General features: G+C 57.9%; 14 protein-coding genes and 1 tRNA gene. 10 read left to right on the forward strand and 5 right to left on the reverse strand.

Annotated elements, in window-relative coordinates:
* Positions 1–351 precede the first annotated feature (351 nt).
* From WB650_RS19585 to WB650_RS19595, 3 genes are all read left to right on the forward strand, one after another.
* Complete coding sequence (locus WB650_RS19585; protein ID WP_422306041.1) at positions 352–966, forward strand: VOC family protein; 615 nt, start codon at positions 352–354, stop codon at positions 964–966.
* A gap of 43 nt (positions 967–1,009) precedes the next feature.
* Positions 1,010–1,885, forward strand: a complete 876-nt coding sequence (locus WB650_RS19590) for a fumarylacetoacetate hydrolase family protein (RefSeq protein WP_422306043.1) — start codon at positions 1,010–1,012, stop codon at positions 1,883–1,885.
* Between the two features lie 414 nt (positions 1,886–2,299).
* Complete coding sequence (locus tag WB650_RS19595; protein WP_422306045.1) at positions 2,300–2,497, forward strand: hypothetical protein; 198 nt, start codon at positions 2,300–2,302, stop codon at positions 2,495–2,497.
* Between the two features lie 116 nt (positions 2,498–2,613).
* Here WB650_RS19595 and WB650_RS19600 read toward each other — a convergent pair whose 3' ends face one another.
* Entirely contained in the window at positions 2,614–3,864 is a 1,251-nt protein-coding gene (locus WB650_RS19600) for a glycosyltransferase family 87 protein (protein ID WP_422306047.1), read from the reverse strand.
* Positions 3,865–4,044: 180 nt separating this feature from the next.
* On the opposite strand from WB650_RS19600, the gene WB650_RS19605 reads away from it, so the two are divergent.
* The 3 genes from WB650_RS19605 to WB650_RS19615 all read left to right on the forward strand — a co-directional run bounded on the left by WB650_RS19605 (position 4,045) and on the right by WB650_RS19615 (position 6,378).
* Entirely contained in the window at positions 4,045–4,992 is a 948-nt protein-coding gene (locus tag WB650_RS19605; RefSeq protein ID WP_423961693.1) for a glycosyltransferase, read from the forward strand.
* Positions 4,985–5,689, forward strand: coding sequence for a class I SAM-dependent methyltransferase (locus tag WB650_RS19610; RefSeq protein WP_422306049.1), 705 nt, complete (start codon positions 4,985–4,987; stop codon positions 5,687–5,689). The genes WB650_RS19605 and WB650_RS19610 overlap by 8 nt, the downstream gene beginning before the upstream one ends.
* A gap of 80 nt (positions 5,690–5,769) precedes the next feature.
* Complete coding sequence (locus WB650_RS19615; protein ID WP_422306051.1) at positions 5,770–6,378, forward strand: glutathione S-transferase family protein; 609 nt, start codon at positions 5,770–5,772, stop codon at positions 6,376–6,378.
* 10 nt (positions 6,379–6,388) lie between these two features.
* Here the strand turns inward: WB650_RS19615 and msrA are convergent, their stop codons facing one another.
* On the reverse strand, positions 6,389–6,889 hold the full coding sequence (gene msrA, locus WB650_RS19620) for a peptide-methionine (S)-S-oxide reductase MsrA (protein ID WP_422306053.1): 501 nt from the start codon (positions 6,887–6,889) through the stop codon (positions 6,389–6,391).
* Positions 6,890–6,974: 85 nt separating this feature from the next.
* On the opposite strand from msrA, the gene modA reads away from it, so the two are divergent.
* The 3 genes from modA to modC are packed head-to-tail and all read left to right on the forward strand — an operon-like array spanning position 6,975 to position 9,602.
* Complete coding sequence (gene modA / locus WB650_RS19625; protein WP_423961696.1) at positions 6,975–7,802, forward strand: molybdate ABC transporter substrate-binding protein; 828 nt, start codon at positions 6,975–6,977, stop codon at positions 7,800–7,802.
* A 6-nt stretch (positions 7,803–7,808) separates the two neighbouring features.
* Positions 7,809–8,486 (forward strand): molybdate ABC transporter permease subunit, encoded by a 678-nt coding sequence (gene modB / locus WB650_RS19630; protein ID WP_422306057.1) that lies wholly within the window; start codon positions 7,809–7,811, stop codon positions 8,484–8,486.
* A 12-nt stretch (positions 8,487–8,498) separates the two neighbouring features.
* A complete protein-coding gene (gene modC / locus WB650_RS19635) occupies positions 8,499–9,602 on the forward strand; it encodes a molybdenum ABC transporter ATP-binding protein (RefSeq protein WP_422306059.1) in 1,104 nt (367 codons plus the stop codon).
* A gap of 25 nt (positions 9,603–9,627) precedes the next feature.
* Here the strand turns inward: modC and WB650_RS19640 are convergent, their stop codons facing one another.
* From WB650_RS19640 to WB650_RS19650, 3 genes are all read right to left on the reverse strand, one after another.
* On the reverse strand, positions 9,628–10,383 hold the full coding sequence (locus WB650_RS19640; protein ID WP_423961698.1) for a hypothetical protein: 756 nt from the start codon (positions 10,381–10,383) through the stop codon (positions 9,628–9,630).
* 233 nt (positions 10,384–10,616) lie between these two features.
* Complete coding sequence (locus WB650_RS19645; protein ID WP_423961700.1) at positions 10,617–11,288, reverse strand: hypothetical protein; 672 nt, start codon at positions 11,286–11,288, stop codon at positions 10,617–10,619.
* Positions 11,289–11,615: 327 nt separating this feature from the next.
* Positions 11,616–11,692, reverse strand: a tRNA-Arg gene (locus tag WB650_RS19650).
* Positions 11,693–11,865: 173 nt separating this feature from the next.
* On the opposite strand from WB650_RS19650, the gene ilvD reads away from it, so the two are divergent.
* The gene (ilvD, locus tag WB650_RS19655; protein WP_422306065.1) at positions 11,866–13,548 is read left to right on the forward strand and encodes a dihydroxy-acid dehydratase; all 1,683 of its coding nucleotides are present in this window, start codon (positions 11,866–11,868) and stop codon (positions 13,546–13,548) included.
* The last annotated feature ends 43 nt before the right edge of the window (positions 13,549–13,591 follow it).

Consider the following 13,591-nt stretch of genomic DNA (forward strand, 5'->3'; position numbering starts at 1 on the left):
AGATCGCGGTGTTCGCCCTGGTGGCAGTCGCCGTCTTCTACATCGCAGCCGCGAGCTGCTGGTTCATTTTGTAAAGGCGTCAATCCCCCGAGCGCGCCCTGGCGGGGAACCTCTGTGATGAATGGAGTCCCCGCCAGGAAAATTAAAAGCGAACCTGGGAATTAGAAAATCTCTCTCCTGTCCCACACCAGCCGATGCGTTCCCTAAGGGGGGCACGCATTGGCTGGTGTCTTTTTGCGCCCGCCGAAAGAGCACGCGCTCGCCTTGTCCGGCGTATCGATCACTGCAATAAGGAGGTATCGACACCGGCTCCCGCAACCGGGTCGAAACGCCGTCGAAGGAGGATTCGCAATGCCCGCAAGCCCAGCCGTCAAAGGCAATGGAAACGGAACCCGGCGCGTCGTACCCGCGAAGTTCGCGCATGCCGTGCTCGCCACCAAGCAGTTCCAGGCGATGGTCGATTGGTACACCACCGTGCTGCAGGCCGAGGTCGTTCACAGCAACGGCATGCTCGCGTTCATGACCTACGACGACGAGCATCACCGGATCGCGATCGCCGCGGTGCCCGGACTCGAAGACAAGCCGCGACACTCGGTCGGACTGGACCATCTCGCATACACCTACGCGAATCTCGGCGACCTGGTTTTCACCTATGAACGGCTGAAGCAGGCCGGCATCCTGCCGGTGGTGACGATCAATCACGGGCCGACGACGTCGATGTACTATCGCGATCCAGACGGCAATCGCGTCGAGCTGCAAATCGACAATTTCGATTCGGTCGAAGAACTGAAGGGATTTTTCCAGACCGATGCGATGCAGAAAAATCCGATTGGCGTTAGCTTCAATCCCGATGAACTTGCGCGCGACTTTCATGCAGGCGTGCCTGAGGCCGATCTCAAAAGATATGACGTCACCAAGGGCCTTGATCCCGAGACGATGCGGCGGCTGATGGGCACCAATCACTAGTTCGAAAATGATCTGACGAAACGAACGGAGCGGATGGAGTCGAATGAAACTTGCGACATTCACCCATGGCGGCGCGACGCGGATTGGCGTCGTGGTCGAGGACTCGATAGTTGACCTCGCGGCGGCAGGGACAGATTTGCCGCGCGAGATGATCGCGTTTCTCGAAGCGGGACCGCGTGCGCTCGACCGCGCTGCCGGCGCGGCGAAAAATTCCGTGCATCGGATTGCGCTGGCGAGCGTCAAGCTCGAGGCGCCGATCGGGCGTCCGCCGGAGTTTCTCGCGATCGGGCTGAACTACGCGGACCACGTTGAAGAAACCAAGATGAAGCGTCCCGAGTTTCCGCTGTTCTTCAACAAGCAATCGAGCTGCGTCACCGGACCCGGCGATCCGATCCATCTGCCGCGTGCGTCCTCGGCGCTCGATTACGAAGGCGAGCTCGGATTCGTGATCGGCAAGCGATGCCGCCATGTGAGCCGCGATCGCGCTCACGAGGTGATCGCCGGCTACGTCATCGTAAATGACGTGAGCGTGCGCGACTGGCAGCGCCGATCGCCGACGATGACGCTCGGCAAATCGTTCGACACGCATGGGCCGATTGGGCCCTGGATCGTGACACCTGACGAGATCGGCGACCCGCACAAACTGGACCTGAAGACGTTCGTCAACGGCGAGCAACGCCAGCACTCCAACACGAAGAATCTGATCTTCGACTGCTTCGCGCAGATCGAGACGCTCTCGACAGTCTTCACCCTGTTGCCGGGGACGATCGTTTCCACCGGAACGCCCGGCGGGGTGGCAGCCGCGATGAATCCGCCCAAATGGCTGAATGCGGGCGACGTGGTGCGAATCGAGATCGAGAAAATCGGCAAGCTGGAGAACAAGGTGATCGATGAGCCCGCCGGCACCGATAAAATCTGAGAGCGGCTGCGCGCGCTGATAGTCGCCGGACTTTTGGCGTCGTCACGCCAAAAACCGGTCGCTCGCATGAACGCGATTCTCGCGCCAGTGCGTACGCTTCAACAGCGCGGAATCTCCACGCACGGCACGAAGCGTTTCTTCACGTTATGAAGCCGTCAGCTGTCACTTTTTGATCTGCGACGGCAGCACATCTGTGACAATTGATGAATGAAAGAAGTAGCGTCAGCGACAAGAATGTTGCACTAAGTCTACACTTTGTAGTATTAGGTTGACGACATGACGCAATCACACGCGCTAATTGCGACGCTATTGGGTCGTCGCTCGTGGCACATGGATTGCTCACTACGATGAGCAAGGAGAGGCGGTTCGGATGGGCGGGATGTAAGTATTAACGCACCTGGGGAGGGCGCGAAGATGCTGCCAAATGTGTCGAATGGAATCCGCGCGTCGGAACACGAGATAAGCCAGGCAAGACCTTCGCACCCTGGAGTGCTGAGCCGCCTCATCCTTAAATTTCGCCCGCCGTGGCACTCTGACTACTTCTTCCAGAAGCCGCGCCGCTCGATCGACCGCGACCTGCAAGAGCGCTGGCCAATGGACTACCCGCTGTAGACTCGGCGTCTCCGTCTCTGCGCAAGCACTGACAGGGCTGTAATGCTCACTGGCATCTGTTGTCTAGCTATGCTGATACGGCAAGCTGGCAATCTGCTCGCTGAGTGCGCTTCGGCCTAAAGGCTGGCCGCTGTCGCCATCGCTGGCGCGGGAACTATCGCTGCGACCCTTACGCGGCGAATGATGAACCCTAGCATCAGAACACTCACCAACGGCGTGAGGGGAATGAACGCATAGTGTGCGACGGACTCGCATGCGAGCGGCAGTATCCAGGCGATAACCAGAAGCGATTTTTCAAACGGAAGAAATCCTGAGCGCCGACCCTCAAGCGCAAGCCATGCGATGGGAAGAGCGAGGATCACGAGGTCGTAATAGAGAATATATGGGGAAGCTAATACCATCCCAACCGCAAAGGCTGAGGCCTTGAGTTCGAACCTAATGTTTTGCCGCCAGATCCAAATTACGATTGCGGCGCCGGTGGCAGCAGCCACGATCTGAAAAGAGTACGCGGCGGCGACTCCCCCTCCCAGCAATCGCGCCGCCGCAAATACGCTTTGCATCGTATAAAATCGCACGCCGCCGTTTTCGATAACCATTTGCCGGGTGAATCCGAGAGTGTTGAAAAAGGCGCGCCAGGTTTCGGCGCCAAACATCACAAATGAGATTGCGGCAAGGGCACTTGCGGTAAAAGCTGCCGCCCAAAAAGCCCGCCACCTACCGGTAGCGGCTAATACGAACGGCACCAATACTCCCATCGGCGGCTTATAGGTCAAAAGTCCAAAAAACGCACCGCCCAACAGCGGGTTGCTTTCGACCGTTAGCAGCGCAACGCCCAGCACAGAAAATGCGAGGAGTCCGTTTTGTCCGTTCATGAGGTTGGCGAATGCGCCGGGGAAGGCGAGTGCCGGCCAAAACGTCTCTGTGCGCGGAATGATTTTCCGAAGAACCAGAATATAGCCGGCAGCCGTCAGCGTCATCCAGATCGCGAGCGACCACAAATAAGGCAGGAGTGCCTGCGGAAGAACAACTATCAGGAAAGTTGGCGGGTAAATCCATGGACCGGCGAAGGTCCCCTTCCCAACTGCTTCTTCTTCCATCGCATGGAATCGCTTGAAGTTATAGACGGCAGAAGGTTCCCCTCTAAGCGCCATTTCGGAAGCTGCCCAGTTGACCTCGAAATCAACCCCGATAGGTTTCCCCTGGTGGCTTACGATTCCATGCAGCGTCATGACCCACAGGGTGAACGTCAACGCATAAGCGAGGAGGAAAATTTTCGGATAAATTCGGAGTCGCTCCCGGTTCAGCCAAGGTGCTTCCGCAAACCAGGCGATCACCGATTTGAGACGCTCGCGTATAGCCCGCAACAATCTTGACTCCCCGATTCAGATTCCAGAAATTTTACGTGGTTTGCAATCGCAACATTCTGTCCTTTCTTGGCAAGCGCTTTCGCGGCGTATACTCTGCCGATCGTGTCTTCAACGCCGTCGAGTCTCCGTCCAGACAGTACTGGTCTCCGCACAGAATTCCCTTCCCTGCTCACGATTCTGATGCCAGTCTTCAACGATTGGGCGGCGGCTCGGTTTCTTGTCGAGCAGATCGATTCCGTCTTCGGGCAGCATGCGTTGACAGCTCAGATCATCTTCGTCGATGACGGCTCACTGGAGCCGGTGCCCGAGCAATTTCCCGCGACTCCGCCCCAGAACATCCAACAGATTCAGACTGTGGAATTGAGAACCAACCTTGGACATCAACGCGCTCTATGTGTGGGTCTGGTTCACTTGCAGCGAAGCGGCATCAGCAGTCCGGTGGTCGTCATGGATTCCGACGGTGAAGATGCGCCCGCTGACATTCCCAGGCTGCTGGAAAAGTTTGTCGCCGAGGGTAACCGCAAAGTGATCTTCGCCGCGCGGCGACTCCGCGCCGAAGGCTTCGTCTTCAAGTTTTTCTACAAGCTCTATCGGACGATCCATCGTGCGGTTGTAGGATTCGATCCCCGGTTCGGCAACTTCAGTGTTTTGCCAGCCGCGGTTCTGGAACGATTGGTGGTCACCTCCGATCTCTGGAATCACTACGCCGCCACTGTCGTCAAAATGAAAATACCCTACTCCACTGTTCCGATAGACCGCTCGAAACGATTTGCCGGGGAATCCCGGATGGGATTCGTCGGGCTGGTGATTCATGGCCTAAGTGCGATGTCTGTCTTCGGCGACACTGTCGGAGTTCGTTTGCTGATTTCGTGCGGCGTTTTAGGCGTTCTGACCGCGATTCTTATAATAGCCGCCATTGTAATCAAAGCCGCCACCAACCTGGGCATACCCGGGTGGGCCACCTATGTCACCGGATTGCTGCTGTTACTCCTTTCCGAACTCGTAGTGCTGTCCCTCATCTTCATTTTTGTAGCTCTCTACAGTCGCGGCCAATCCAGCTTCGCGCCGATCCGAGACTGTCCAATCTACATAAGCAAAGTCAGAACAGTTTTCAGCCGACATGAGTGACTTCGCTTATGTTGGTAGCGAGCTCAATCTGTTTGCCGGGGCGACGACCTGGAAGTGTTATGTGCGTTTCCACCTGCGGCCATATTTGTCGGGCGACATCCTGGAGGTTGGCGCGGGGATAGGTGCATCAACCGCGACATTCAATGACGGCACGCAGCGGCGATGGGTATGCCTGGAACCGGATCGAGAGCTGGCTGATAGGATCAAGCCAAATCTACCCGCAAAGCTGACTAACTGCGAAGTAGTAGTTGGCACCTTGTCCGATTTAGGTACTGGAGACCAGTTCGACAGCATCCTGTACATGGATGTCCTCGAACATATCGAAGCAGACGCGGCCGAGCTCGCGCGCGCCGCGTCGCATCTGAGGCCGAATGGCTTTCTGGCGGTATTATCGCCCGCATTCCCATGGCTGTTTACGCCGTTCGATGCAGCCATAGGCCACTATCGCCGCTATACAAAAAATTCCCTGCGTTCGATCGCCCCCCAGGGTATGCGCGAAGTAAAATGCATTTATCTGGACTCGGCAGGGCTGTTGGCGTCGCTGGGAAACAAACTCTTCCTGCGCTCGCCCATCCCAAGCAAAGCCCAGATCCAATTCTGGGACCGTACGATGGTCCCGATATCGAGGTACGCAGACCGCGCCCTGAACCACGCTATAGGCAAATCAATCCTGGGAGTTTGGCAGAAGGTCCATTAGATGTCTCGGCACGGATACAGTCAAAGACGCGCGTGATTTATGCGATTGGCATGCGTTAAAGATCCAAAACGGAGAATCCAATGAAAATCTACGATTACAAACTCGCACCCAATCCGCGTCGCGTGCGCGTCTTCCTGGCCGAAAAAGGCCTCAACGTTCCGCTCGAGGAAGTCGATATCTTCAAGGGCGTCAACCGCCAGCCGGAATTCCTGAAAAAGAATTCGCTCGGCGGAATCCCAGTGCTCGAACTCGACGAGGGCAGGCATCTCGCCGAGAGCGTCGCGATCTGCCGCTACTTCGAACTGCTCCATCCGGAACCTGCCCTGTTCGGCAAGGGCGCATTCGAACAGGCGAGCGTCGAGATGTGGAATCGGCGGATGGAACTCGCGCTGTTCGTGCCGGTTGGGATGGTATGGGGGCATTCGCACGAACTGACTCGCGCGCGAATCAAACAAATCCCCGAGATGGGCGAGCAGTCGCGCAAGGTCGTCGAGCAGCGCTACCAGTGGCTGGACCGCGAGCTCGAGGGCAAGCAGTTTATCGCCGGGGACAAGTACTCAATCGCGGATATCACCGCGATGGTGGTGGTCGACTTCGCGAAGTTCAACAACATTTCGATTCAGCCGGAACAGAAGAATCTCGCGCGATGGCATCAGGCGGTCTCCTCGCGCCCGAGCGCAACTGCTTAGCAGAAAATTCCTAGTCGACGCGTCCGTGCATTCCGCAGGTCGGTGCGATCCCCATCCGCTCATAATAGCGCTGATGATATTCCTCGGCGCGGTAAAATTCCGCGGCAGGCACAATCTGCGTGACGACCGGTTGCCCAAGTTTGCCGGATTCGTCGAGGCGGCGCTTCGATTCCTCGGCCGCCTTCCGCTCATGCTCATCGGAATAAAAAATGATCGAACGGTATTGAGTGCCAAAGTCGGGGCCCTGCCGGTTGAGCGTGGTGGGATCGTGAATCTGCCAGAATACTTCGAGCAGTTGCTCGAACGTCACGCGCGCCGGGTCGTACTCGACCTGCACGACTTCGGCGTGTCCCGTCTTGCCGCTGCAAACGGTTCGATAGTTGGGTTTCGGGACCGTGCCGCCCGCGTATCCAACGGCGACGTCGATGACGCCTCCGACCGCGCGAAAAGCCGACTCGATTCCCCAGAAGCATCCGGCGCCAAATACCGCAAGTTTGTGTGTGGTGCTCATTTGCCTACTTAACGATGACTGTGGCCGCGAATCAACGGCGCGGGCTCTGTGTCATTTTACAAAGCTGTGCCATTATTCGAGCAATATGACAAGCACTATAGCGCACAAGAAGCTGTGGATGATTCTCCTTCTGACAATTTTTGTTTGCAGCTGGTTTCCGGCGACCGCGGGCGCCGGGGAACTCAAGGTCGCTGCGGCGTCGGATCTGACGTTCGCGTTCACCGACGTCACCGCCCAATTCGAAAAGCAGACCGGTGACCAAATCAAGCTCACGTACGGTTCGTCGGGGAATTTTTTCGCGCAGATTCAAAATGGCGCGCCGTTCGATCTGTTTTTTTCTGCCGACATCGGCTATCCCCAAAAGCTCGAGGCCGCTGGCCTTGCTGAACCCGGCACCATCTACGAATATGCGAGCGGAAAACTTGTGATATGGGTTCCCAACGCGTCGAAGCTCGATCTAAGCCGCGGTCTCGCGACGCTGCTCGATCCCGGTATCAAGAAGATTGCGATCGCAAATCCACTGCATGCGCCGTACGGGGTTGCGGCGGTGGCGGCGATGCGCCATGACGCCATATACGACAAGGTCAATAGCAAACTGGTGCTCGGCGAAAATATTTCGCAGACCGCGCAATTCGTCGAGTCCGGCAACGCCGACGTCGGCCTGCTGGCACTCTCACTCGCAGTCGCGCCGGCGATGAAGGACAAAGGACGCTACGTCGAGATCCCGGCGGACGACTATCCACCGCTCATTCAGGCCGCGGTGATTCTGAAATCGTCGCGCAACAAGGAGCTGGCGGATCAGTTCCTGAAATTTCTCAAGGAGTCCGCAACAGTGGCCCTGATGGAGCGATACGGTTTCTCGATTCCCAGGGACATCGCCGCGGCCCGCGGTAACATGTCCGTGCCACAATAAACCGCGATGGATTGGAGCGCGATTTTCCTGACGCTGCGGCTCGCGCTAGTCGTCTGCGCAACTTTGCTGATAGTCGGAACGCCTATCGCGCTCTGGCTCAGCTTCACGCGCTGGCGCTGGAAATTTTTCGTCGAGTCCATCGTCGCACTCCCTCTCGTGCTGCCGCCGACCGTGCTCGGCTTCTACGTGCTGGTCGCGATGGGCTCGAACAGCCCTATCGGCCGTTGGTATCAGTCGTTCACGGGACACGGCTTGCCGTTCACCTTCGAAGGACTCGCGATCGCGTCGGTGATCTACAGCCTGCCGTTCACCGTGCAGCCGATGGCGGCGGCCTTCTCGCAAGTCGATCGCAACCTGATAAACGCGTCGGCGATACTCGGAGCCTCACGGATTCGCACGTTCACGCGTGTCGTACTTCCGCTTTCAATCGGCGGCGTCGTCACCGGTTTCGTGCTGAGTTTCGCGCACACGCTCGGCGAGTTTGGCGTGGTGCTGATGGTTGGCGGCAATATCCCCGGCGTCACGCGCACGATCTCGATCGCGATTTACGACCAGACCCAGGCACTCGACTATGCCGGCGCGAACCGCATGGCGGTGCTGCTCCTGGCGTTCGCCTTCGTTACGCTGTCGGTCACCTATTCGCTCAACCGACGGGTCTGGGCGGTATGGCCGATGAGCCGCTAACATCGCGAGAAGATGGCATCCGACCAACGCCTATCGGTGCGGATAACGCATCAGCTGTCGAACAGCTTTGCGCTCGATGCCGCGTTCGAGGCGTCCGCAGGCTTCACGATGATCCTGGGGCCGTCGGGCGGCGGCAAAACGACGCTGTTGCACTGTATCGCAGGTCTCGCGCAGCCGGATGCGGGCCGTATCGCTCTCGGCGCTCGAGTGCTGTTCGATTCGGATGAGCGCATCGACATGCCGGTCGCGGAACGTCAGCTAGGATATGTGTTTCAAAATCTAGCCCTGTTTCCCCATATGACGGTCGCGCAAAACGTTCAATACGGGATCGCGAAGCTCGCCGCCGAAGAGCGTCATGCGCGAATGACGACTATGCTCGAGTCTTTTCGAATCGCTCATCTGATCTCGCGCAAGCCCGGCGAGATTTCCGGTGGCGAGCGCCAGCGTGTCGCACTCGCGCGGTCGCTGGTGACGAATCCGGCGGCGCTGATGCTCGATGAGCCGTTAACTGCGCTCGACAACTCGACCAAATCAAGGATCCTCGACGACCTCCGCGGATGGAACGCCGCCCACGAAATTCCAATCCTCTACGTGACCCATTCACCCGAAGAAGCGTTCGCGCTGGGAGAGCGGGTGGTAGTGCTGGAAGGCGGTCGCATCCTTGCGCAGGGGATGCCTCAATACGTACTGACAACGCCGCGCCACGAAACGATCGCGCAAGTGGTAGGCTTCGAAAACGTCTTCGACGCAACCGTAAAGTCGATCGCCGAAACCCAAGGCACAATGCTCTGCCAGCTGAACGGCAGCGTAACTCAATTGGAGGTCCCGCTAGGCCACGCTGAACCAGGATCGCGAGTAAGAATAGCAATTCGCGCCGGCGACATAATCATAGCGAGCGATCAACCGCACAACCTGAGCGCCCGCAACTCCTTGCAAGGAAGAGTCCTATCAATCCGCCGCGAAGGAGTCAGAGTAATAGTAATGATCGAAGCCGGCGCAACCTTCGAGATCCACCTGACTCCCGGTGCGATCGATGCGCTGCAATTGGAAGATGAAAAGCAAGTCTGGCTCGTGATCAAGACCTACTCATGCAACCTGGTCGAACCTTCCCGGTAATGAAAATGCACCCGTGATCCATATCTCACATGCAGTTGACCAGCTCGACATCGCTGCCAGTTCCCTTGAGCCTTACACCACCGGCCGTGGGATTTGACGTCGTGCATAAGTTGTCAGTCTTAGTTGTGTCGCGGCATAGGCAGAAGCTGGTTGTCTTGATGCACGAATTACCAAACGCACCTATCCCGTTAGAGAGAGCCACCTTGCCTCGGCATCCGCGGTAGATTGCACCGGGATTTATGTCGCCGACTGTCTGTGGTGGAATTCTATAGAGTGGTTTGAAAGCTACCAGATCTGCTACCCATTGCGCTGAGTTACCCCACTCCGTAGTCACCTTGTCTCCGGTTGGTGCTGCTGAATAGGACCATGCTTGAGTCCCAAGGTTCGGGAAATTCGACGGGCCGCTGTCGCCGTAGTCATTTCTGACTGCTATTCCCATATTGGAGGGCGATGTCCAGGTTCCCGACCCAAGACTCGCGTAGAAGGCCATCAGGTAGTCGCCCTCCCCCCTCGTCGTAACTCCTTTTGCAACCAGCGTCGTACCGTCACCATTGTTGTTGGAAGCAACGTCCACGTCAGATACATTCGAAATGACATAGGTTCTGATGTCATAGGGTATCGTAACAAACCATCGAAACCTGTACGGCGGCTGTTCGCCCGCCTGGAATCTGCGATAATAGAGCACCTGACATAGCCCATCTGCTTCTGCCACCGAATTTGGGATAACTGTCCATCGATAGTCACCCGTGGCCCAACGACATGCGTGTGAACTTCGCAGCACAAGCTGGACCACGCCACCCAGGTTTTGCAACGCAGGTGGGTTCACATATGGTTTCTGCTGGTGGTCATTTGCCAGGGCAGCAAATCCTATCGACAAAGCACTTCCTTCACCGGTCCAGGTCGCCACCAGAGAATCTGTTCCATTGAAGGACGATCCACCGATGAATTGGGCCTTTGACGATGTCGAGCGCATCAGGAGCAATAGAAAGATGCCTACAAACGTTAGTCGTTTCACTAGTTGATAGGAATCTCCTGATTGTAGACACTATTCCAGGTTGCGTATGCGGCATCGGAGTTGCCCGGGTTTATATAGCAGACATAGCCAGCGAAAGTGCGCGGATTACCTCCGGCAATCATCTGTACTTGAAAGTTAGTACAGCCTCCGGCTGGTACTTGGACAGGAGCGGTCTGTGCGTTAGCCGAGGGCCAGTTCCCCACACTGTTACAACGAAACACCGCAAGGGTGGTAATGGCATCGTAGTTACAGAACTGGATGACCCCGGATTGGATCTGATAGTAGTTCAAGACGCCGTTGCCTTCCGGCCCCATGAATCCCCCATTGTCGCCAAAGACTCCTGTCTCAGTGTTGGCTGGAAGAGCCAATGCTTGCGCTGAACCGCCGTTACCCGGATGATCGCCTACGTTGGTGCCGGAACCTTGAATTGTAGGTGCAATCTGCTGGATACCGGAGCGAGACAGATACACCCATTTCGATAGGACATCGTCATACTGGAACAGAACTTCTTCAACCGAGTACGGGTAAGAGAGCGGAACCAGTGTGTTGGCAGGGTTATTGATAAAGTTCTGGAACAAAAACATACTGCCCCAGGTCGGAACGCGGCCACCTTGCGGGTCTTGTGATAGTCGAAGCGTAAAAAATTGCCCGTCGATACCACCCGAACTCATCCTGATCGCTTGCGAACCTGTCAGATAAATTCTTCCAGTATTGAATCCGCGAGGGCTGCACGTCCAAGTGTTCGAGGCCAGCGTGCATGCTAGGAGCCGTGGAGCAGGGGCAGTAGTCGTCGAGGAGGTGCCGGTTATAGGACCGGCCTGCCGCGACGCGCACGCACTCAACGACGCGACCAAAAGCGCGAGTATCCACGCGTTGCGAATGGCGTTCATCAGCCGGTTGCGTGTTCCCTGTCCGCCCACAGGCTCGCCATGTATCATGAAGCCCGTTTCGGCTGGAAGAACGATCGGCGGTCAAATCGGCTTCGCAGTTCGGGAAGTTGGTGCCCCCTGCGGGATTCGAACCCACGGCCCCAGGATTAGGAATCCTGTGCTCTATCCATCTGAGCTAAAGGGGCGCCCGGATAGTGAGAAAGTTACGCCGATGCGGGTCGCGGGCAAAGAGCACTGAGGCATCGGCCGGGGACGCCATTTCGCCGGGGCTCGCGCTGTTGTACAAATCATTAGTCGGACTTCGATATTTTCGCCGAATGCCGGGCCACGGCTTCGCGGTCGGCGCAGGAAACATCACATGGCGGATGACAAAAATTCTCTGAGATCAAACAGCAGCGTCCTCGTTGACGGGCCTTCGCGGGCGCCCGCGCGCGCGATGCTCAAGGCCGTCGGGTTTACCGATGAGGATTTGAGCAAGCCGCTGATTGCGGTGGCGCATACGTGGATCGAAATCATGCCTTGCACCGCTCATCTGCGGGATCTGGCCGAACATGTGAAGCGCGGCATTCGCGCGGCCGGCGCGACCCCGATCGAGTTCAACACAATCGCAGTATGCGACGGGATCTCGATGGGGACGCACGGCATGCGCGCATCCCTGATCAGCCGCGAAGTTATCGCCGACTCGATCGAGCTCACCGTGCGCGGGCATCTGTTTGACGGCGTCGTCGCGATGTCGGGATGCGACAAGACGATTCCGGCGACGGTGATGGCGCTGCAGCGGCTCGATCTTCCGTCGCTGATGATCTACGGCGGATCGATACAGCCGGGGCGTTTCGGCGATCAACAGGTTTCGATTCAGGACGTGTTCGAGGCCGTCGGAGCGCATTCGGCGGGCAAGATGAAGCTCGAGGATCTCAAGAAACTCGAGGACGTCGCATGCCCCGGCGTGGGCGCATGCGGCGGCCAGTTCACCGCCAACACCATGGCGACGGCGACTGAGCTGCTGGGAATCTCGCCGATGGGATCGAACAGCATCCCGGCGACGGATCCGAAAAAGTCGGAAAGCGCGTTCCAGGCGGGGCGGCTCGCAGTCGATTTGCTCAAGCGCAAACTCAAGCCGAGCCAGATAATCACGAAGAAGGCGCTCGAGAACGCGATCGCGTCGGTCGCGATGACCGGCGGCTCGACCAATGCCGTGCTGCATCTGCTCGCAATTGCGCATGAGGCGGGAATCGCGCTCGATATCGACGACTTCGATCGCATCAGCTCGCGCACCCCGCTACTCGCGGACCTGAAGCCGGGCGGACGGTTCCTGGCGACTGAAATGTATGCCGCGGGAGGGATTCCGCTAATCGCAAAACGCCTGAAGGAAGCGGGGCTGCTCCACGAAAACGAAATGACCGTGACCGGCAGGACGATTGGGGTCGAGGCCGACGCGGCGCGCGAGACGGCGGGACAGGAAGTCGTCCGCGCGGTCGCGAAGCCGCTCAAGGAAACCGGCGGGCTGGTGATTTTGAAGGGCAACCTCGCGCCGGAAGGATGCGTGGTGAAGGTTGCAGGGCACGAACGCATGACGCATCGCGGGCCGGCGCGTGTGTTCGATTGCGAAGACGACGCGTTCAAGGCGGTCTCGGCGCAGAAGATAAAACCGGGCGACGTCGTCGTCATCCGCTACGAAGGGCCGCGCGGCGCACCCGGGATGCCGGAGATGCTCGGCGTCACCGCGGCGTTGTCAGGACAGGGCCTTGGAGAATCAGTCGGCCTGCTCACCGACGGGCGATTCTCTGGTGCGACGCACGGGTTGATGGCCGGGCACGTCGCGCCGGAAGCGGCGGTCGGCGGGCCGATCGCGGCAATTCGCGACGGCGACGTGATAACCTTCGACATCGCGAAGCGGCGACTCGACGTCAATCTCTCCGACGAGGAAATCAAGACGCGGCTCAAGAATTGGAGAACGCCCGAGCCTCATTATAAGAGTGGCGTAATGGCCAAGTATGCGAACACGGTATCCTCGTCGTCGCGTGGCGCTGTGACACATTGAGGGGGACAGCGGAATCAGCAGCGGCAGATGCGCACGCGCGCTT

It is taken from the genome of Binatus sp. (SeqCode), assembly GCF_049584895.1.
Lineage (GTDB): Bacteria > Desulfobacterota > Binatia > Binatales > Binataceae > Binatus.

Bases quoted from the DNA above. Each gene is read 5' to 3' on its own strand.
- WB650_RS19585 (WP_422306041.1), top strand. From the start codon at position 352: ATGCCCGCAAGCCCAGCCGTCAAAGGCAATGGAAACGGAACCCGGCGC.
- modC (WP_422306059.1), top strand. From the start codon at position 8,499: ATGGCATCCGACCAACGCCTATCGGTGCGGATAACGCATCAGCTGTCG.
- modA (WP_423961696.1), top strand. From the start codon at position 6,975: ATGACAAGCACTATAGCGCACAAGAAGCTGTGGATGATTCTCCTTCTG.
- WB650_RS19605 (WP_423961693.1), top strand. From the start codon at position 4,045: ATGCCAGTCTTCAACGATTGGGCGGCGGCTCGGTTTCTTGTCGAGCAG.
- msrA (WP_422306053.1), bottom strand. From the start codon at position 6,889: ATGAGCACCACACACAAACTTGCGGTATTTGGCGCCGGATGCTTCTGG.
- WB650_RS19590 (WP_422306043.1), top strand. From the start codon at position 1,010: ATGAAACTTGCGACATTCACCCATGGCGGCGCGACGCGGATTGGCGTC.
- ilvD (WP_422306065.1), top strand. From the start codon at position 11,866: ATGGCGGATGACAAAAATTCTCTGAGATCAAACAGCAGCGTCCTCGTT.
- WB650_RS19595 (WP_422306045.1), top strand. From the start codon at position 2,300: ATGCTGCCAAATGTGTCGAATGGAATCCGCGCGTCGGAACACGAGATA.
- WB650_RS19615 (WP_422306051.1), top strand. From the start codon at position 5,770: ATGAAAATCTACGATTACAAACTCGCACCCAATCCGCGTCGCGTGCGC.
- WB650_RS19645 (WP_423961700.1), bottom strand. From the start codon at position 11,288: ATGAGTTCGGGTGGTATCGACGGGCAATTTTTTACGCTTCGACTATCA.
- WB650_RS19610 (WP_422306049.1), top strand. From the start codon at position 4,985: ATGAGTGACTTCGCTTATGTTGGTAGCGAGCTCAATCTGTTTGCCGGG.
- modB (WP_422306057.1), top strand. From the start codon at position 7,809: ATGGATTGGAGCGCGATTTTCCTGACGCTGCGGCTCGCGCTAGTCGTC.